Origin of the sequence: Marinicella sediminis, from assembly GCF_002000055.1 — a bacterium.
In the GTDB taxonomy this organism is placed as follows: domain Bacteria; phylum Pseudomonadota; class Gammaproteobacteria; order Xanthomonadales; family Marinicellaceae; genus Marinicella; species Marinicella sediminis.
Window position 1 is genome coordinate 111,368 of record NZ_MVBD01000003.1, and the last position, 19,553, is coordinate 130,920.

Consider the following 19,553-nt stretch of genomic DNA (forward strand, 5'->3'; position numbering starts at 1 on the left):
TAGAGTATTGATTTTAAAAATTGGCTGATTTGCTCCATGCGAAAACCCTTGATTGCCTTGTTGATGTTGTTAACGATATGTCCTTGCTGGTCCCAGGACCAGGCTGAGGAACAAATCATTCGTGAGGCTGATTGGAAAGACACCGAACAACAAATCAAAGTCAAACCAACGGTCAGCGATCAGGCGATTGAGGATCGCTTTGAACGCATCCTCAAAGTCAGTCAGCGCATCAATGAAGCCCAGGTAAAGGTAACCGAAGGGGTGTTGGTGCTGGAAGGCTGGACCCGGGAAGAGGCCAACAGGGACTGGGTGGAAGCAGCGGCCAATCGCACAGAAGGGGTGATTGCAGTTGTCAATGACATCGAACTGCGCAACATTGATCAATGGGATTTGCAACCGGCGGTCACTGAAGCCGTGGGTTTGTATGAACAGATCATTCGTGCCCTACCCAAGATAACCATCGCCCTGGTGTTACTGCTGATCACCTGGTTGTTGGTGAAGTTCACCATAGCTTTGGCTGTCCGGGCGATGAAAAATAAGGTTCACAACCCGTTTGTGCTGCGTATGACGGCCCGTCTGTTTGCCATTCCTGTGCTGGTGGTGGGTATTTATCTGGTTTTACAACTGACTGGTTTGACACAATTGGCCGTGACTGTGATTGGTGGTACCGGACTGATGGGTCTGGTGATTGGGATTGCCTTCAAAGACATCGCTGAAAACTTTCTGGCCAGTATCCTGATCAGCATTGAACGGCCGTTCAAGATCGGTGATTACATCCTGGTCAATGGCCATGAAGGGGTGGTGCAAAGTGTGACCACGCGGGGTACCGTGATCATGACTCTGGATGGAAACCACATCCACATTCCCAACGCCATCATTTATAAAAACACCATCGTCAATGTCACGGCCAATCCCAATATCAGAAAGAACTTCACCGTTGGTATTGGTTATGATGACAACATCAGTGAAGCCCAACACATTGCGCTGGAGGTGTTGCAGAAACATGACGCCGTTATGGATGATCCTGAACCGCAGGTGTTGGTAGAAAACCTGGGGCCGGCCACGGTGAATCTGGTGGTGTATTTTTGGGTCAATGGACAACAAAACAGTTCAGCCAAAGTTAAATCAGCTGTCATCCGGCTGGTCAAAAGAGCTTTTGATGAGGCCCGGATATCGATGCCTGATGAAGCCCGTGAAGTGGTCTTCCCCGAAGGTGTCAGGGTGTATCAGGAAGATCGGCCGAATGAACCAAAACCAATCGCTGAAAAAACCCACGAACCTCAGAGTAATGTCATTGAACAGGATCTTTCCAATGAAGTTGATGACATCCGCAAGCAGTCAGCTGCCAATCAACTCAGCGATGACAAAGATAACCTGATCAAAGATGGCTAAAATCACCTGGTTGTTGCTTTTGCTGCTGTTCACACCGCTGACAGATGCCGGTCAATTGAGGGTGGCAGTGGCCAGTAACTTTGCCAAAACCCTGGAACAACTGGCGCTGCTGTTCAAACAACAGCATGGTCATGATTTACGCATCAGTCATGGTTCAACCGGGCAGTTGTTTGCCCAGCTCAGACAAGGTGCTCCTCATGATGTCTTCATGGCTGCTGACACCACCAGACCGCAGCGCCTGGTCACTGCTGGATTGGCCACAGATATGAGGGTGTACGCCAGGGGGCAGTTGGTGCTGCTGGTCAATCACCAGCCGGCCGCACAATGCGCTGACTGGCTCAATCAACCAGGTGATGAATACCTGGCCCTGGCCAACCCTGAACTGGCCCCTTATGGTTTGGCAGCCCGTAAATACCTGGTAAATCAACAGCTTGACAAAACTTTCAGTGGTCGCCTGGTGATGGGAGAAAACGTGGCTCAGGCAGCGCATCTGGTGATCAGTGGTAATGCCCGTGGTGGTCTGCTGGCGGCATCCTTGTTACATCAGGTGCGTTTGCCTGAGACCAGCTGTACCTGGCTGATACCGCCGGCAGAGCATCACCCGGTGCGGCAAGGCATGGTGGCCATGACAGGCAGTGAAAGACGGGCTTTGATTGATGAATTCTATGTATTCATGCAGTCGGCTCAGGCTCGTGAATTGATGATTGATCATGGTTACCTGATGGCAGCTGAAGATGATTGAGTGGCCTGATATGACTGCCTTCTGGCTGAGTTTCAAGTTGGCAACCATCACCACCGTATTGTTACTGATCATCTGTACACCGCTGGCCTGGTGGCTGGCCCGAACCCGGCTGGGAATCAAACCCTGGATCGAAGCACTGGTGACATTGCCCATCGTTTTGCCGCCAACGGTGATGGGCTTTTATCTGTTGTTGCTGCTCGGGCCTGAAGGCTGGTTGGGCGGCTTCTGGGTGCAGTTAACAGGCAATGCCCTGACTTTTTCATTCACCGGTCTGGTGATCGCTTCCATGGTTTATAGCCTCCCATTTGTGGTGCAGCCATTGCAAAATGGTTTTGCTGCCATCAATCCCCGGATGCAGGAAGCTGCCCGCACCCTGGGGGCCAGGCCTATTGAGGTGTTTTTGACCATAACCATGCCACTGGCCAAAAGGGGTATTTTGACTGCGGTGGTGCTGGGGTTTGCCCATACATTGGGGGAGTTCGGAGTGGTGTTGATGGTGGGCGGCAACATCCCTGGTGAAACCAAAGTCATCGCCATTGAAATTTATAATCAGGTGGAAATGCTCAATTATCAACAAGCCCACGTATTGTCGGCTTTGTTGTTGTTGCTGGCCTTTGCATTGATCTTGTTGATGTACGTCATCAATCATCGGAGCGCGCGTCATGACTGATCCGGGTAATTGTCAGGTGCGCATTGACCACGGCGGATTTCATCTGGCGGTCGACCTGAGCCTGCCTGTTGACCGGGTGTTGGGTGTTTGGGGGCCATCCGGATGCGGCAAAACCAGTCTGTTACGTACCCTGGCCGGATTGGATAAACACCCGGGCTCGGTGGTCATAATTGGTGACCAGGTGTGTCAGAGTCAAAGGGTGTTTTTGCCAGCCGAACAACGGGCACTGGCCTATGTTTTTCAGGATCAACAATTATTTCCGCATTTGACCGTCAGAAAAAATCTGGAATATGCCTGGCAAAGGCGTCTGGTCGATCGGTACATTGTGTCGGTTGATGAAGCGATTGCGGTTTTTGATCTGGCAGGATTGTTGAACCGCTACCCTCGTCATTTATCTGGTGGTGAACAACAACGGGTGGCGCTGGCCAGGGGGTTGTTGCGTCAGCCCGGACTGATGTTACTTGATGAACCCATGGCATCGCTTGACCATCAGAACAAAGCCCGTTTATTGCCCTATCTGCGGTTGATTAACCAGCGCTACCGATTACCCATGTTGTATGTCAGTCACCAGCTGGATGAACTGATGGCTGTGGTCGATGATCTGTTGGTTATTCGTGAGGGTCGGCCAGCGTTCAATGGTGAGCTGAATGCAGCGATGATTGATCAGGCTGCCGGCTTGTCCACCTTGCCCCAGGCTGGAACGGTGTTGGCAGGTGCAGTGGTGGGGCAGGATCTTGAACATGGTTTGGTACAAATCAAGTCTCGGGGCGGCCTGTCACTGTGGGTCAAAGGTGAACAAGCCATTGGCACGGCCATCAGAATGATCATTGCAGCCAATGAAGTCAGTTTATCACTCAAACCACCGGAGCAGAGCAGTGTGTTGAATGTGATTCAGGCCACCGTGGTTGAAGTCATTCCGACAGGCTCTTTTGATTACCTGATCGCGGTTTGTTCTGCTCAGGATCAGCTGGTGGCAAGAATTTCCGGGCGGTCTTTGGCCAATCTCAATGTCCGAGCCGGACAGTCGGTATTTGCACAATTTAAAACCCAGGCGATTGATCCGTTTGAGTGAATCAGCAACTGGTTTACAGATCAGGTTTTTGTTAACATAGGGTATTTACTTTACCTACTTTCAAAGGAGTGAATGTATGCGCATTTTCCAATCCATGTCCGCAATTTTTGTGGTGCTGATGCTCATCAGCTTTACTGCAAAAAGCGAAGAATTCAATACCGCTGAGGTCATCACCCACAGCAGCAAAGGTTTACAACTGGGAGAAGATGAAGGCTATCTGTACCTGTCATTCAGAACCAACACCGACATTTCCAGGCTGACCATTGATGGCATTGGCTTTGGCAACAAAATCAGGTTCAGTGATGTCAAACAAGGCATCAACCATGCTTTGCTTAAAGTCAAAGCAGGTGAGTACTACATTGAACACATCAACATCTTTGTTGGCATTGGTGCAGTGCGTTCAAACCTGAAAGCCGATGACCACCGCTTTACCGTAAAACCTGGTGTGGTCAATTATCCCGGCAGTTGGGATTTTGAGGCTGAGTGGGTGGAAAACCTCAGGGCACAAATGAGATTGGACAGTTATAACTTTTTGAGTTTGGAACTGGTGAAATTCAAACAGCAATTCGGTCAACAGTTACAAGACCTGAAGTTTGTGTATCAGGGCGCCATTGAAGACCCTTATACCGCCTATCTGGATGAGGCTTTGAAGGACCATGGTGGCACCGCTGCTTTGTCATCCATTAATTTCCTTGATCAACCGATGACAGATTGGCCCATGACGGTTCTGACTGAATTAACCACCACTGTATCGGTGGACATGAAATACCCCCGCATCAGGGACTACTTTCACTATGATGAGCAAACCATTCGTGCGGTCAGTCCTGACGAGAAGCACTTGCTGTTCAGTGCGGTGTTGGGTGAAGTGGTCACTGTTGGTTTGATCCGGGTGGCGGACTTCAACACCTATGTGCTGTATCAACAAAAGCTACCTGAAAACAGTCGGGTCAGTGAACTCAGTTGGGTCGACAGGGACAGTTTTTTCATGACCTTGTCCAACAGGGGTGAAGAGCACAATTATGTGGCGCACCTGACGATGGATTCAACTGCCAACTCGATTGATGCCCGGTTTGTCCGGTTCAGAATCACCGGTGAATTGTTGGCCGCCTTGCCAGCGGTGGAAAACACCCTCTTTTTTCAGGCCGATCAAGCGGTCAGATCGAACCACAAAAACACCTTGTACCGGGTTGATGTGACCGATGATAAAAGCATCCAAGCCTCTTTCCACAAACCCCATCAGCCCACCCGCAAGTTAAAAGACGTGGTCGATTGGCTGGTTGATCCCCGGGGGGTGGTGAGGGCGGCGCTGGCGATCAGCTATGATAAGAAAGCAGAGCAGACCGATCTGCACTACTGGTTTCTGGAAGACCCGACCAGTAATGATTGGCAGGAAATCAGGACGGTGCATGGTTCTGAAAACCTCATCTGGCTGAAGTCGCTGAGCCCCGATGAACAATCGTTTTATGTGTTGACCAATGAATTCAATGACAAATATGCCATTCACCAATATGCCACAGCAGATGGTTCACACATGGGAGTGTTTCATGAAGATCCGGATCATGACATACTGAATGTGTTGTATGATCGCTCGACCCACGAAATCATAGGTTACACCTTTCTGGAAAATGGTTTGTTACAGGCCCATTATTTCAAGGAGTTGGATGAGCGGTTTGAGCGGGCACGACAGGACAATCCGGATGTGCAACTTTTTCAGGTACAGCAACTGAAAACCCAGCAACGCCTGCTGTTGTTTGGATTGACCCCCAGCTCAAAGGGAGCCTGGTACATGCTCAATCAGGAAACCGGTCTGGCAGATAAGATTTTTGACATCAGTCCGAACTATGAGCGGTTGCCCAAGGGCATCCATCATACACTGTTTACCCAGACCGATGACGGTGTTGAGCTCGAGGGTTTTCTGGTGATGCCACAACTTGAGGAGGGGCAAAAAGCGCCCTTGATTGTGATGCCTCATGGTGGCCCGATCGGGGTTCAGGACATGGCGCACAACAATGAGGTACAACACTTTCTGGCGGCTCAGGGCTTTGCCACTTTACGGGTCAATTACCGGGGTTCTGGTGGATACGGCAAAGAATTTCAGTCGATGGGCAACCAACAGTGGGGTGAAAAAATTGAGCAAGACATCCACAGCATGACCCAACATGCTTTTGCCACTCACCCACTGGATGTCAGCAAAACCTGTGCCATGGGTGGCAGCTATGGTGGCTATTCTGCACTGATGCTCACTTATTTGTATCCCGAAACCTATTTGTGCGCCGTGTCATTTGCCGGCGTCATGGATCTGCCTTTGTTGTTCACTTCGCGGGACCTGTCGAAAAATCCAGAGATGGCTGAAAAGTTGACTGAAATTGTGGGGGATCCGATCAACCAAATCAATCGCCTGACAGAGAAATCACCGGTTTATTTGCTAAAGGAAATGAAGCGTCCGTTTATGTTGTTTCAGGGCATGAAAGACAGTCGGGTGAGGGTGGAACATGCGGTGCGGATGCAACAGTTGATGACCTTGTATGGAATGACGCATGAAGTGGTGTTGTTTGAGAATGAAGGCCATTCGTTCAGTCAGAAAAATACCCCACTGTTGTATCTGGACAGGTCTCTGAAGTTTCTTAAAAAACACATGAACCTGAAATAAGCAAACTCAGGCAAGTCCCCGGCTGGGAACTTGCCTGAAGTCAGGTTTACAATATATTCAGCAAATCAAAGGCTGAACGACCGGCGTATTTGGCTTGATCGCCCAGTTGCTCTTCAATTCTGAGCAATTGATTGTATTTGGCTATGCGGTCAGAACGACACAAGGAACCGGTTTTGATTTGGGTGGCTGAGGTGGCCACTGCCAGATCTGCAATGGTGTTGTCTTCTGTTTCACCGGAGCGGTGTGAGATCACTGCGGTGTAACCCGAACGGTAAGCCAGGTCAATCGCATCCAGGGTTTCAGTCAGGGTGCCGATCTGATTGAATTTGATGAGTATTGAATTGGCGATGTCTTTATCGATGCCCTCTTTGAAGATCGAGGTGTTGGTGACAAACAGGTCATCACCCACCAGCTGAACTTTTTTCCCCAGTTGTTCGGTCAGGTGTTTCCAGCCGTCCCAGTCGGCCTCGTCCAGACCATCCTCAATGCTGATGATCGGATATTGATCGACCCATGAGGCCAGGAAGTCAGTGAATTGAGCTGAGGTCAGTTGTTTGTTTTCTCCGCTCAGGTGATACAGACCATCTTTGTGAAATTCCGATGAGGCCACATCCAGCCCCAGATACACCTGTTCACCAATGGTGTAGCCGGCCTGGTGTACCGCTTCTAAGATGGTGTCCACCGCTTCCACATTGGAACGCAGGTTGGGGGCAAAACCACCTTCATCACCCACTGCAGTAGACAGGCCCTTGCTTTTCAATACTTTGGCCAGTGCATGGAACACTTCGGTACCACAACGCAGGGCTTCAGAAAAAGAATCAAAACCAGTTGGCAGTACCATGAATTCCTGAACATCCACGTTGTTATCGGCATGGGCACCACCATTGATGATGTTCATCATGGGAACCGGTAACACGAATTCATCCACCGTCGCAATGCTTTGGTAAAGTGGCACTCTTTTTTCGTTGGCCACGGCATGGGCGTTGGCCAGGGAAACACCCAACAACGCATTGGCGCCGAGTTGGCCTTTATTGCTGGTGCCATCCAGGGTCAACATCTTGTTGTCCAGACCTGCCTGATCCAAAGCATCAAAACCCTGCAAAGCGTCGGCCAGGGTGGTGTTGACGTTATGCACTGCTTTGCGTACCCCTTTACCAAGATAGCGGTTGGCATCGCCGTCACGCAGTTCGATGGCTTCACGGGCACCTGTTGAAGCACCTGAGGGAACGATGGCACGGCCGAATGCGCCGCTTTCCAAAGTCACTTCAGCTTCTAGGGTCGGATTGCCGCGGGAGTCGAGGACTTCGCGGGCGTGGATGTGTTTAATTCCAGTCATTGCTTTGTTCCTGTAGGGGTTTGGATTTGATGGTTTGGTCAATGGTTTTCAGGGTTTCCAGTAAGCCGGCCATTTGGTCAAGTTTCACTGCATTGGGGCCATCGCTTTTGGCGTTGGCAGGATCCGGGTGGGTTTCCATGAACAAGCCTGAAATACCCACTGCGGTGGCGGCTCTGGCCAACACCGGTACATGTTCCCGTTGTCCGCCTGAGGTACCACCTTGCCCGCCAGGCAGTTGTACTGAATGGGTGGCGTCAAACACCACTGGGCATCCGGTTTCTCGCATGACAGCCAGTGAGCGCATGTCAGAGACCAGGTTGTTGTAGCCGAAACTGGCACCACGTTCACAGACCATGATTTGTTGATTGCCGGTGGACAAAGCTTTTTCCACCACATTCTTCATGTCCCAGGGGGCCATGAATTGGCCTTTTTTGATGTTTACCGGCTTACCCGCCTGACACACCCGCAAAATAAAGTTGGTTTGTCGGGCGAGGAAAGCCGGGGTTTGTAATACATCAACCACATCGGCAACCTCTTCAATCGGCGAATCATCATGCACATCGGTGATCACCGGAACACCAAGCTGTTTTTGCACTTCAGCCAGGATGTTAAGCCCCGCTTCCATACCCAGTCCACGAAAGGACTGCAATGAAGTGCGGTTGGCTTTGTCAAAGGATGATTTGAAGATAAAAGGTATGCCCAATCGATCAGTGACTTCTTTTAAATGGCCGGCAGTATCGATGGCCAGCTGCAGTGATTCAATCACACAGGGTCCGGCAATGAGGAAAAAGGGTTGATCAAGGCCGGCTTCAAAATGACATAATTTCATGGGGTTCTCGCTTGCTGATGTGGATGGCTTCATTGTACCTTTTTATGCGGCATTCTGCTGTTCGCTCTGGTGAGCCAGGGCGGCAGCGATGTAGCGGGCAAACAGGGGATGTCCATCCCTTGGTGTTGAATTGAATTCCGGGTGAAACTGACAGGCCAGGAACCAGGGGTGATCGGGTATTTCAACCACTTCCACCAGTTTCCCGTCTTCAGAATGGCCGGAGAAAACCAGTCCGGCTTCACTCAACGGTTGTTCATAATTGTTGTTGAATTCATAACGGTGGCGATGACGTTCTGAAATCACATCTTTGCCATACACCTCATGGGCCAGGGTGCCCGGATCCAGTTTTGAATTCTGTGCGCCCAGCCTCATGGTGCCACCCAGATCAGACTGGGAATCACGAATTTCTTTTTGACCGGCCCGGTCCATCCATTCAGTGATCAAGCCAATCACCGGATGTGGGGTGCTGTCATGATTTTCTGTGGTGTTGGCATCAGTCAGACCGCAGACATTGCGCGCATAATCCACCACGGCGGCATGCATGCCGTAACAAATGCCGAGGTAAGGAATGCGGTTTTCGCGGGCGTAACCCACGGCGAATATTTTGCCTTCAAAACCACGGTTACCAAAGCCACCGGGTACCAGAATGGCATCGACATCATTGAACACTGAACCGTCTCTGGTATCTCCCAGTTCTTCCGAATCAATGTGCTTGATGTTGACTTTGGCCTGGTTGGGGATACCGGCATGTCTGAGGGCTTCATTCAATGACTTGTAGGCATCTGAATGGTCAAGGTATTTACCCACCATGCCCACAGTTACCGTGTGTTGTGTGTTGGCTTCAGCGGCGACCACCCGTTGCCATTCAGATAAATCAGTGGGCCCCACATTCAGTCCAAAACGTTCAACCACCAATTCATCAAAGCCTTCCTTGCTCAGTTCTTCAGGAATCTGGTAGATGTTGCCACAATCCAGTACCGGAATCACAGCGCGTGCCTCCACATTGGTGAACAGCGCAATTTTTTGTTGTTCGGATTCAGGAATCGGGTGTTCGGCGCGGCACAGCAGAATGTCTGGCTGAATACCAATGGAGCGCAGTTCTTTCACCGAGTGTTGAGTGGGTTTGGTTTTCAATTCGCCAGCAGCGCTGATGAAAGGTACCAGCGTCAGGTGGACAAACATGGCGTTGTTACGGCCTTCTTCGACACCCATTTGTCGGATGGCTTCCATGAAAGGCAGTGACTCAATGTCACCCACTGTGCCACCGATTTCCACCATGATGACATCAAATCCTTCAGCTGCTTTGCGGACTTTTGCTTTGATTTCATCGGTGATGTGCGGAATCACCTGAACAGTACCGCCCAGGTAATCGCCGCGACGTTCTTTGCGGATCACACTCTCGTATATTTGGCCTGAAGTGTAGTTGTTATTGCGCGACATTTTGGTGCGCACAAAACGTTCGTAATGGCCCAGGTCCAGATCAGTTTCGGCACCGTCTTCGGTGACAAATACCTCGCCGTGCTGAAAGGGGCTCATGGTGCCGGGATCGACATTGATGTACGGGTCTAATTTCATCATGGTGACACGCAGTCCGCGTGCCTCGAGAAGCGACGCCAGAGAAGCAGCCGCAATGCCCTTTCCAAGAGATGAAACCACACCACCAGTGACAAAAACAAATTTAGTCATGTTGGGTGAAATAGTTATGCTCAGAAAGGACGTGTATTATATCCGATGCCTGTTTTGCTTGGCAACTGTTCAGCACTCAATACTGGCCTGAACCTGAGTATTAATTCAGGTTCATTGGTTGATTGACCCGTTTCCCGGTATGCGCAGCTTAATGGTGCTCTTTGATTTGACTGGCAAATTTTACCTTCCAGAACTTGATGGTGATGGGCACCGAAATGTTCAGTAAAAAGGCAGTGATCATCAGGGTGTAAAACACTTCGAGGGTGAAGATCTGATACTGCACAAATGCAATGTTCATTACCACAAAGGCCAACTCAGCCCGTCCCAGCATACCAAAACCGATCATCCAGCTGTCTGGCCAGCTGAATTTGCCGGTGTAATGGGCCGCCACTCCGGCTGACAGGATTTGACCCACAAATAAGCCGGCAAACAGCAGAACGGCTTCCGGTAAAACATCCAGCAACATCTGTGCGTCAAAAATAAGATGGGTGCCCATGGTGACGAAAAATACCGGACCGATCCAGGTGAATGCCACGTTGTCGATGATTTTGCGGGCTTCCATGTAATAGTCTTTTTCATGTTCCTGGTGAAAATCAAAATATTCATTGCGAATGACCAGCCCCGCCATGTAGGCACCGATGGCCGGATGGAAACCAAATTCATGGGCCAGCAGGCCCACCGAAACAGCGATCAATAACAGCGACAGGATGGTGTATTCACCTTTACCCATGGAGAGGATTTTTCGTAAATTGATGTGACCGATGATCGGAATGAGCCTGACCCAGCCGGTGCTGGTTGGGAACAACCATTTACCCATGATGACCACAGTGAGGAAGAACAGCACGGCTTTGCCCAGGATCAGCACAATGCCGCTGACACTGAGTGTGCCTTCTCCAGCTGCGATGGGCACCAGAATGGCCACCAAAGCCAATGAGGCGATGTCATCCAGCACGGCCGAAGTCATGATGCCAGTGGCAGCCGGCGTGGTGTTCAGGCCTTCCGATTTGAGTGACACCATGGTCAGGGACACCGCGGTGGCAGTCATGGCCAGGCCACACAACAGCGCGATGCTGGCATCGCCCCAGTATTGCCAGGCCAGGAAGTAGGCGATACAAAATGGTGCCAGGGCCCCAAAAAATGCAATCCCCCAGGAGCGTTTGATGCTGGTCACAAAGGTGTTGACGTTTTCTTCAAAACCCAAAGCAAACATGATAATGATGATACCCAGTTCCGACAGGTCCATGATGAAGCTGGGCAATTCTTTGGGCAAAATGCCCAGGTTGGCCAGCAGGGTACCGAAAAATAAAAACCAAAGCACTGGGGTCAGGCGTGATACATGGGCCAGCCAGGCGGCGAAAAAGACACTCACCCAGATGATGGCGAGTAACAGTAAATCATGGTGCATGATGCAAACCCTCTTTTCAATCAGTCTGTTTGATTGTACCCTTTGGGTTTTTGCTGCGGTTGTATGATGGGTGGATTCGCCTGACTAATTGAGCCATGTTTGACGTGGGTCAATCTTTCCCCGGCAAGTCAGGCTTGTTGGCCTTTTGAGCCTGGTGATAAGCCCGGTAAACGTTGATGCGGTCGAACATGTTGATCACTGTACCGACCAGCACCACCAAAGGTATGACAGCATACAAAAACGCTTCCTGGTTAGCAAACACCATGATGCCGGTTTGAAATAAATGTTCAACGGGCTCTTTGGCGAGGTCTGTGTAGACCTGGTAATTGCCAATGACGATCAATAATACACAAATGACGCTGGTGACCAGTGAACCCCTGATGTTGTACAGCAAGCTTTTTTCAAATGCCAGCTTCATGTCTTACGGGGCTTCAGACCCGGTCCAGAATCATCTGTGGCTCGTTCGGCTTCTTTGCTTTAATGGTAAAGCAGGCCCGCAGGTTTGTTTTCGCTTTCAACAACGCCTCAGGAGAGCTGGCGTGAACCATGGCCAACGGCGTCTGCGGATCCACCTGATCACCGATTTTTTTGATTTCTGAATAACCCACCGCCAAATCAATGGTGCCCTCGCTGTGGGTTCTGCCACCACCCAAATCGATGATGCTCAATCCCAGCTCACGGCATTCGATTGCCGTGACATAGCCTGAATGGGCGGCAAATACCGGCTCCACCAGATCGGCCTGTGGCAGGTATTTGGCTGGTTGATCCATGAGGTCAGTCGGACCGCCATGAGCAACCACCATGCGGGCAAACTGTTCGGCTGCCCGGCCACTGGAAATGGCCTGAAAAACCTGCAAGCGGGCATCATTGATGTCGCCGGCCAATTTTCCCATCAACAGCATCTCAGCGGCCAGATTCACCACCAGTTCGTTCAATGCCACATCACTGGGTGGTTGTTTCAGGTAGTCAATGGCCTCGGCCACTTCCAGGCTGTGCCCGGCGGTGTGACCAATGACCTGATCCATGTGGGTGATCAATGCCCGGGTGGGAATGGTCGAAACCTGAACGATGGAGGCAGCCAGGTCTTTGGCCATGGTGTAATCATTGGCGAATGCACCGCTGCCACACTTGACATCCATCACCAAAGCATCCAGCCCGGCGGCCAGTTTTTTTGACAAAATAGAGGCGGTAATCAGTGGTATGCTGTCTACCGTTGCGGTGATGTCACGGGTGGCATAAATGCGTTTATCGGCCGGCGCCAGATCTGCGGTTTGGCCGATGATGGAGCAGCCCACTTCTTTGACAATGCGTTGAAAACGTTTGGTGTCAATTTGGGTGTTGTAACCTGGGATGGCTTCGAGTTTATCCAGCGTACCACCGGTATGGCCCAGCCCGCGACCAGAAATCATTGGCACATAACCGCCACAGGCAGCAACAATGGGTGCCAGCATCAGTGACAGTTTATCGCCCACACCACCGGTCGAATGCTTGTCGACCACCGGTCCCGGCAGATTCAGTGACTGCCAATTAAGCACGTCACCTGAGTGTTGCATTTCACGGGTCAAAGCGCGGCATTCGGCGACACTCATGTTTTGAAAATACACCGCCATGGTCAACGCGGCAATCTGGCCTTCACTGATGGTTTGCTTGGTGATGCCTTCCACAAAGAACGCCAATTCTTCGTTGCTCAATTCAAAGCCATTGCGCTTTTTGCGGATGATTTCCTGTGGTAAAAATGTCATGGTATTCGTCAGTCAGCTTCACTGGTTGTTCAACAGGGATTGATCATTATACGATGATTGCGCTGAAATTTTATGAAAAACCTCGCAGATGGTTGATGCAACATATGTGGATGATGAACGGTTGCCTCTCTGGAATCACCAACTCGTTGGAGCGTGGACTTCAGTCCACGTCTGTTGTCAATACATCATCATCGGGCTTGACCCGGAGATCTCATAATGAATCAGTTCATGCTTTGTGATCAATCTGCACTCTGCTTATGGAGATTGCTGCGCCTGCGGCTCGCAATGACTGAGCCGGGGTCCAGTGTCGTCATTCTCGCAGGTTGTTGTGCAGCAGATTCTTTTCGAATGATGCAGCCATACGCCTGGTTTCCGGGTGATGGTCATTTTTCAGGGTGTCTAGAAATTTCTTGAACATGTCACCATTTGGACCTTCAATTTTGAGTAAGTTCTTCAATATGATCACGTCAGTGTCATCCTCAGTGATGTAACACCCTTCCATATATTTGTTGTCGTATACATATGGTTTCAAATGCTCAAGTACCGCTGTTGAACGGTTTCCAAAATGGCCAAGTGCCATCAATGCGGCAGAAACAGCGACGGTACTACACCTGGTGAATACTTCGACCAAGGCATCAATGACTTCTGTAGAACCTGAATCAAGTTTGGTCAGGGCGTCACACACGGCGACCAGGGTGTTTTCCAATCGATATGTACTGTTCAATTCGGTGTCCAGTAAACCCAGTAAATCTGGAATTGTGAAAGCTGCTGCATGACCGATGTCCGCAAGGGCATCTATGGCGGCATCACGAGCAGACCAATCATGTCCCTCGGTGTCATTCAACAAAGCAGCGATGCGTTTGATGATGGCATGCTCTCTGATCTCCAGTCGGCCTAAAGAGTAAGCCGCTGTGGCCCTTAGGTACCAGACAGGGCTGGACAGTTCTTTATTGAGCAATGTGATGGCCTCAGCCCTCAGTGTTGTACAGGCTGAAGCGGCGAACAGCGCTTTTGACTTGAGATCGCCCTCTGTGATCCGGCACTGACTGAGCACAAAAGCTGCGGCTTCAACCGGCAACTGAGGACACAACCCAAAGCTGTGGAGTAAGGCAAGTTTAAAAGACTTTGTTTCATGGGCAAACATGTCAGTCAGCACATAACAATAATCAGGCTCAGCGGTTATGAACCTGGCCAGTGACTCTCCCACTGCATAAGGGATGTGATCCACACCTTTTTCTCGCATGATGCTCAGAGTTCGATTCAGAGTTGATGTGTCCGGTTGGGATTCAGATTGATTGAGCAGCTTATAGCCGGTTTGAAACAACCAGTCATCATCGGACTCTATCAGGTCATTGATGTCCTCAGGTATCAGGTGGGCCAGTTTTTTCAGCCCTTGAATCATTTGATACATGACAATGGACTCTGAAGATCTGGATGATTCACTTCTCGCCAGGATAAAACGTTGGATGGCGGCGCTGAGTACCTGTTGGTGAGCGCGCGCTCCTTTTTGTTGAAGGAATTGTGACCAACTTGTTGAATCACAGACAACAGCCTCAACTAATCTTAGGTTCAAGTCATCAAGTGGTTCTTCAGGTTCAGTGATGAGGTTCAATACATCCTTGTACGTCTTAAATTTTATGGTCATCCCTTTAAGTTCAAAACAATTACAATATATCACATGCCTCAGGAACTGGGACAGTCATAACGCGTTTGTTTTATTCTGGCTCCATTCTTAAGGGATCAATTTCTTCATTGAAGACTGAAGTAACGAACAAAACCGCATTCGTTGAATCAGATGAGTAAACTCAGAGATCTCATCGATCCTTTAACATATGTTATGATTCGGCCATTTTACCAGGTTATGGAAGATGAAAAATACAGTGTTGTTAATGTTGATCAGTTGTTTGGTGGCATGTGGAAAACCCATTAATGTAAAACCGTTGAAATCGCAACAATTAAGTAAACCTGTGTATGTGGTGATTGATTATGTGCATTTCAGAGATGACATTGGTAAATTACTTAATTATGACGTCCACCTTAACCGGAAGAGAATCACTTCACTGAAAACACAGGTCAGTAATCTATTGAAATCCAATGGTTTTGATGATCATCACTATGTGTTCATGTCCAGTGGTTTGGATTTTAATCCAGAAAACAATTATCAACTGGTTAATAACAGAGTTGAGCAAGAGGGAACCATAAATCCTCCTTTCATCATCATAGAGCCCAATATCAGTGAGTCTTTAAAAAGTCAGTTGGTATATGGATTTAAGTTTGCCCAGGATGTGTTTGATTATAAAGCATACAAAAACATAAATGACTTTGGTCGGTTTCCAGTCATCACATTGAAGGAATTATCAACAACAGGCTCGTCGAAGTTTTCAGAAGACTCACTTATTTTTTATGTAAGAACAATTGTGCCTGAAATCTCTATGGGGAAAACATTATTGGTGGGTAGTTTTACTGGTGCTTTGACATTGGCAGCAACAGGTGGTGCTGGGTTCTTGGTGACAACACCAAATGGAACACCTGTGACTAATCTTGCGTTGGTTGATAATAAAAATGGCGAGTTACTCTGGCGAGAAACAATAAAAAAGAATATGGCTACAATCAGCAAAAAGCAACTTTTGAAGTCTTTATCATCATTTCCTGTTTTGAAGAAAAAACCATAGATGTGAAGATCGCCATTGATGGGTTCACTCAATGCCCAATCAACCGGTAGAGTCCTCTTGGACTGAGTCGAATGAACTCGACACTCCACAGGCATCAGTACATTTCAGGATTTTGGCTTAATTGTATGTGGGATTCAGTCTTTAGTTGTTTGAACCGTGTTTCTCTGCATATAAAAAATCCATAAAGCCGCTGATCAGGATTTGTACTTTGGCGGCGGCTTTGGGGGCGTATTCCAGAGTTTGTTCGTGGCTCAGACGAACATCGTCCATGCCGGCACCGTAGTTGGTGATGATTGACAGGGCGGCGACTTTCATACCGTGGTAGCGGGCAAGGATGGTTTCCGGGACGGTGGACATGCCCACCGCATCAGCGCCCATCATGCGAATCGCACGGATTTCTGCGGGAGTTTCAAATTGTGGGCCAGCCATCCAGGCGTAAACTCCCTGGGCCAGGTGGATGTCGTTTTTCTCAGCAATTTGCCTGAGGCGGTAGCGGTATTGTGAGTCATAGGCTTTGCTCATGCTGACAAAACGGCTGTTGTCGGCCACCCCGAACAACGGCGACTGGCCGGTGAAGTTGATGTAGTCCTTGATCATCATCACCGAACCGGGCGCGGCATTGAGCAACGAACCGGCGGCATTGGTGATGATCAGGGTTTCAATGCCCAGTGCTTTGAGGGTGGCAATCACCGGCGCCATGGCACCGGCATCGGCTTGTTCATAAAAATGGATTCTCCCGTTGAGGATGATCATCGGATGACCATTGACCAGGGCCAGGAACATGGATCCTGAATGTCCAGCCACCCCTGTTTCCGGGAAACCCGGGATGTCCTGGTAGGAAATTTCAGCCAAAAGTTCAGCCTGTTCAGTCACTGTGCCGAGCCCGGAACCCAGGATCATCGCTGCTTTGGCGTGAAATGGTTTAGGCAACAAGCCAATGATGTTGTTGATGAAATCAACCGATGATTGTTGGGTGTCATTGCTCATGTCGTCATTCGCCATATGGGGTCCAGATGTTTTTCACTTGTGAAGCCTGGCGCAGGAATTCGCTGCCCTGGCCATTGTTGTGCCAGTCGCGGACTTCAGTCACTGTCCAGCTGCGTTTCAGGTTGGTTGCTGATTCGCGTTCCACGGTTTCGCTGTCTTCACCAAAATACCAGATGGCATCAACATTCATGTGGCCGGCCAGTGGTTTACACAATTCGGCCTGTTCGCCGGAGATGATGTTGACTGTGCCAGCCGGCACATCAGAGGTGTTGAGTACCTGATAAAAGTCCAGCGCAGGTAAGGGAAAATGTTCAGAGGCCGTCATCACCACCCGGTTGCCCATCGCCATGGCCGGTGCCAAAAGTGAGACAAAACTCAGTAAGGGTGCTTCATCAGGGCACTGGATGCCAATCACCCCGATCGGTTCATGCATTGCCATGGCCACCCCGCGCATCGGCACGCTGTGCACCTGTCCGTCGTACTTATCACACCAGGCGGCGTAATAACTTAACCGTTCAATGGCGGCCTGAACTTCAGCGTCAGCAGCCTTTTTGCTGTGCCCATGGGCCATCAGCCGGGCGGCGAATTCTTCCTCACGGTATGACAGGTTTTCTGCCATGAAATACATCACCTGCTGGCGTTGAAAGCCACTCATGCCAGACCAGTTTGTGCTGCCTGCAGCCGCTTCCACGGCATTGCGCACGTCTTTGCGGTTACCCAAACCCACATGACAAATCAAATCACCTGCAGTGTCATTGATGGCATAGGAATATCCACCATCTGGCCTGGTTTGTTTGCCGCCGATGTACATTTTCGGGGTTTTATCCAAACCATTGAGGTTGACCGAGGTTGGCTTGGACTTTGTTGATTTTGCGGTGACTTTGGCAGGTGATTTACCGGGTTTGTTTTTCAGGTATTCAAACAGACCCTCTTTGCCACCTTCGCGACCAAAACCTGATTCTTTGACGCCGCCAAACCCAGCTGCGGCATCGAATTGATTGGTGCAGTTGATCCATACCACACCAGCCTGCACCAGCGGTGCCAGGTGCATCGCCAGGTTGATGTTTTCACTCCAGATGCTGGCTGCCAGGCCATAGCGGGAGTTGTTGGCCAAAGCAACTGCTTCAGACGGGGTGCGGAAGGTCATCGAAACCAGTACCGGCCCAAAAATTTCATCCTGCACAACCTGATCGGATGGCGAAACGTCGGTCAGTAGCGTGGGTGGATAGAAACAGCCGTTTTCTGGCAGTTCAACTGAGGACTGGTTTAAACTGGCTCCGGCATCCACTCCAGCTTGCACCAAAGTGGCAATTTTTTGTTGTTGTCTGGGGTCAATGATGGCGCCCATGTCGATCGATTTATCCAGCGGATCGCCAACACGTAGTTTATTCATTCGACTGATCAGCTTGTCATGAAAGCGATCAGCCACGGCTTCTTGTACCAGCAGTCTTGAGCCTGCACAGCAGACTTGTCCCTGGTTGAACCAGATGGCATCCACCACGCCCTCTACTGCGGCATCCAGATCGGCATCGGCACAAACGATGAAGGCCGATTTGCCCCCCAGTTCCAGGCTCAGCTTCTTGCCGCTACCGGCGGTCGCCTGCCGAATCCAGCGACCCACAGCCGTTGAACCGGTGAAAGCGATTTTTTTGATTTCGGGATGATTGACGATGTGTTGACCGGTGCGGCCATCGCCGGTGACCACATTGAGTACCCCTTTGGGTAGCCCGGCTTGTTCGCAGATTTCGGCGAACAGCAAAGCGGTCAGGGAAGTGAACTCAGCCGGTTTGATGACCACGGTGTTACCGGTGGCCAATGCCGGCGCGATTTTCCAGGCCAACATGAGCAATGGGAAATTCCATGGAATGATCTGGCCGACCACACCAATGGCCTGATGATCAGGAAACTCGGTATCCAGTAATTGTGCCCAGCCGGCGTGGTGATAAAAATGTCGCACTGCCAGGGGGACATCGATGTCGCGGCTTTCGCGGATCGGTTTGCCGTTGTCCAGGGTTTCAAGCACCGCGAACAAGCGGGAATTTTTCTGAATCAGGCGGGCAATGGCGTACAGGTATTGACCACGTTGGTGACCAGACAAAGCCTGCCAGTCGGGCAGGGCTTTGTTCGCTGCATTGACCGCTTTTTGGACGATTTTATCATCTGCCTGGGCCACCTGAGCCAGTTCCTGACCAGTGGCCGGGTTGTTGCTGGCAAAGTGTTCCTTGCCTTTGACCCAGCTGCCATTGATGTGATGGCCGAAGGTGTTATTGTGTGAGGCCAGCCATTCAAGGGCCAGCTCAGCTGATTCGGGTGCTTTGCCGTAGTCCATGGTGTGAAAGATGTCTTTGATGTTCATGAATAAAATACCTG

General features: G+C 50.1%; 15 protein-coding genes. 6 read left to right on the top strand and 9 right to left on the bottom strand.

Features of this window, described 5'->3' with window-relative positions:
• Positions 1-36 precede the first annotated feature (36 nt).
• The 5 genes from B0475_RS05300 (at position 37) to B0475_RS05320 (ending at position 6,526) form a co-directional block, all read left to right on the top strand.
• Entirely contained in the window at positions 37-1,392 is a 1,356-nt protein-coding gene (locus tag B0475_RS05300) for a mechanosensitive ion channel family protein (RefSeq protein ID WP_077410726.1), read from the top strand.
• Positions 1,385-2,134: a molybdate ABC transporter substrate-binding protein gene (modA, locus tag B0475_RS05305; RefSeq protein WP_077410727.1), complete on the top strand. Its 750-nt coding sequence runs from the start codon at positions 1,385-1,387 to the stop codon at positions 2,132-2,134. Before B0475_RS05300 ends, modA begins: the two co-directional genes overlap by 8 nt.
• A gap of 10 nt (positions 2,135-2,144) precedes the next feature.
• A complete protein-coding gene (modB, locus tag B0475_RS05310; protein WP_232781843.1) occupies positions 2,145-2,804 on the top strand; it encodes a molybdate ABC transporter permease subunit in 660 nt (219 codons plus the stop codon).
• A complete protein-coding gene (gene modC, locus B0475_RS05315; protein WP_077410729.1) occupies positions 2,797-3,876 on the top strand; it encodes a molybdenum ABC transporter ATP-binding protein in 1,080 nt (359 codons plus the stop codon). Before modB ends, modC begins: the two co-directional genes overlap by 8 nt.
• Positions 3,877-3,952: 76 nt before the next feature.
• Complete coding sequence (locus B0475_RS05320) at positions 3,953-6,526, top strand: alpha/beta hydrolase family protein (RefSeq protein WP_077410730.1); 2,574 nt, start codon at positions 3,953-3,955, stop codon at positions 6,524-6,526.
• Positions 6,527-6,572: 46 nt separating this feature from the next.
• Here the strand turns inward: B0475_RS05320 and eno are convergent, their stop codons facing one another.
• From eno to B0475_RS05355, 7 genes are all read right to left on the bottom strand, one after another.
• A complete protein-coding gene (gene eno / locus B0475_RS05325; protein WP_077410731.1) occupies positions 6,573-7,862 on the bottom strand; it encodes a phosphopyruvate hydratase in 1,290 nt (429 codons plus the stop codon).
• On the bottom strand, positions 7,849-8,691 hold the full coding sequence (kdsA, locus tag B0475_RS05330; protein WP_077410732.1) for a 3-deoxy-8-phosphooctulonate synthase: 843 nt from the start codon (positions 8,689-8,691) through the stop codon (positions 7,849-7,851). The genes eno and kdsA overlap by 14 nt, the downstream gene beginning before the upstream one ends.
• Positions 8,692-8,733: 42 nt before the next feature.
• On the bottom strand, positions 8,734-10,377 hold the full coding sequence (locus tag B0475_RS05335; protein WP_077410733.1) for a CTP synthase: 1,644 nt from the start codon (positions 10,375-10,377) through the stop codon (positions 8,734-8,736).
• 148 nt (positions 10,378-10,525) lie between these two features.
• Positions 10,526-11,782: a cation:proton antiporter gene (locus B0475_RS05340; protein ID WP_077410734.1), complete on the bottom strand. Its 1,257-nt coding sequence runs from the start codon at positions 11,780-11,782 to the stop codon at positions 10,526-10,528.
• A gap of 109 nt (positions 11,783-11,891) precedes the next feature.
• A complete protein-coding gene (locus tag B0475_RS05345; protein WP_077410735.1) occupies positions 11,892-12,200 on the bottom strand; it encodes a hypothetical protein in 309 nt (102 codons plus the stop codon).
• 13 nt (positions 12,201-12,213) lie between these two features.
• Positions 12,214-13,524 carry a thymidine phosphorylase gene (gene deoA, locus B0475_RS05350; protein WP_077410736.1) on the bottom strand — a complete coding sequence of 437 codons (1,311 nt, stop codon included), beginning with the start codon at positions 13,522-13,524 and terminating at the stop codon, positions 12,214-12,216.
• A gap of 310 nt (positions 13,525-13,834) precedes the next feature.
• The gene (locus B0475_RS05355; RefSeq protein ID WP_077410737.1) at positions 13,835-15,169 is read right to left on the bottom strand and encodes a HEAT repeat domain-containing protein; all 1,335 of its coding nucleotides are present in this window, start codon (positions 15,167-15,169) and stop codon (positions 13,835-13,837) included.
• A gap of 223 nt (positions 15,170-15,392) precedes the next feature.
• Here B0475_RS05355 and B0475_RS05360 point away from each other — a divergent pair, with 223 nt between their 5' ends.
• Positions 15,393-16,196, top strand: a complete 804-nt coding sequence (locus tag B0475_RS05360) for a hypothetical protein (protein ID WP_077410738.1) — start codon at positions 15,393-15,395, stop codon at positions 16,194-16,196.
• Between the two features lie 141 nt (positions 16,197-16,337).
• Here the strand turns inward: B0475_RS05360 and B0475_RS05365 are convergent, their stop codons facing one another.
• On the bottom strand, positions 16,338-17,198 hold the full coding sequence (locus tag B0475_RS05365; RefSeq protein ID WP_198538133.1) for a purine-nucleoside phosphorylase: 861 nt from the start codon (positions 17,196-17,198) through the stop codon (positions 16,338-16,340).
• On the bottom strand, positions 17,188-19,539 hold the full coding sequence (locus B0475_RS05370; RefSeq protein ID WP_077410739.1) for an aldehyde dehydrogenase family protein: 2,352 nt from the start codon (positions 19,537-19,539) through the stop codon (positions 17,188-17,190). The genes B0475_RS05365 and B0475_RS05370 overlap by 11 nt, the downstream gene beginning before the upstream one ends.
• Between the last annotated feature and the right edge of the window lie 14 nt (positions 19,540-19,553).

What these genes read in the sequence shown, in the direction of transcription:
- B0475_RS05300 (WP_077410726.1), top strand. Translation starts at nt 37, where the DNA reads ATGCGAAAACCCTTGATTGCCTTGTTGATGTTGTTAACGATATGTCCT.
- modA (WP_077410727.1), top strand. Translation starts at nt 1,385, where the DNA reads ATGGCTAAAATCACCTGGTTGTTGCTTTTGCTGCTGTTCACACCGCTG.
- modB (WP_232781843.1), top strand. Translation starts at nt 2,145, where the DNA reads ATGACTGCCTTCTGGCTGAGTTTCAAGTTGGCAACCATCACCACCGTA.
- modC (WP_077410729.1), top strand. Translation starts at nt 2,797, where the DNA reads ATGACTGATCCGGGTAATTGTCAGGTGCGCATTGACCACGGCGGATTT.
- B0475_RS05320 (WP_077410730.1), top strand. Translation starts at nt 3,953, where the DNA reads ATGCGCATTTTCCAATCCATGTCCGCAATTTTTGTGGTGCTGATGCTC.
- eno (WP_077410731.1), bottom strand. Translation starts at nt 7,862, where the DNA reads ATGACTGGAATTAAACACATCCACGCCCGCGAAGTCCTCGACTCCCGC.
- kdsA (WP_077410732.1), bottom strand. Translation starts at nt 8,691, where the DNA reads ATGAAATTATGTCATTTTGAAGCCGGCCTTGATCAACCCTTTTTCCTC.
- B0475_RS05335 (WP_077410733.1), bottom strand. Translation starts at nt 10,377, where the DNA reads ATGACTAAATTTGTTTTTGTCACTGGTGGTGTGGTTTCATCTCTTGGA.
- B0475_RS05340 (WP_077410734.1), bottom strand. Translation starts at nt 11,782, where the DNA reads ATGCACCATGATTTACTGTTACTCGCCATCATCTGGGTGAGTGTCTTT.
- B0475_RS05345 (WP_077410735.1), bottom strand. Translation starts at nt 12,200, where the DNA reads ATGAAGCTGGCATTTGAAAAAAGCTTGCTGTACAACATCAGGGGTTCA.
- deoA (WP_077410736.1), bottom strand. Translation starts at nt 13,524, where the DNA reads ATGACATTTTTACCACAGGAAATCATCCGCAAAAAGCGCAATGGCTTT.
- B0475_RS05355 (WP_077410737.1), bottom strand. Translation starts at nt 15,169, where the DNA reads ATGACCATAAAATTTAAGACGTACAAGGATGTATTGAACCTCATCACT.
- B0475_RS05360 (WP_077410738.1), top strand. Translation starts at nt 15,393, where the DNA reads ATGAAAAATACAGTGTTGTTAATGTTGATCAGTTGTTTGGTGGCATGT.
- B0475_RS05365 (WP_198538133.1), bottom strand. Translation starts at nt 17,198, where the DNA reads ATGGCGAATGACGACATGAGCAATGACACCCAACAATCATCGGTTGAT.
- B0475_RS05370 (WP_077410739.1), bottom strand. Translation starts at nt 19,539, where the DNA reads ATGAACATCAAAGACATCTTTCACACCATGGACTACGGCAAAGCACCC.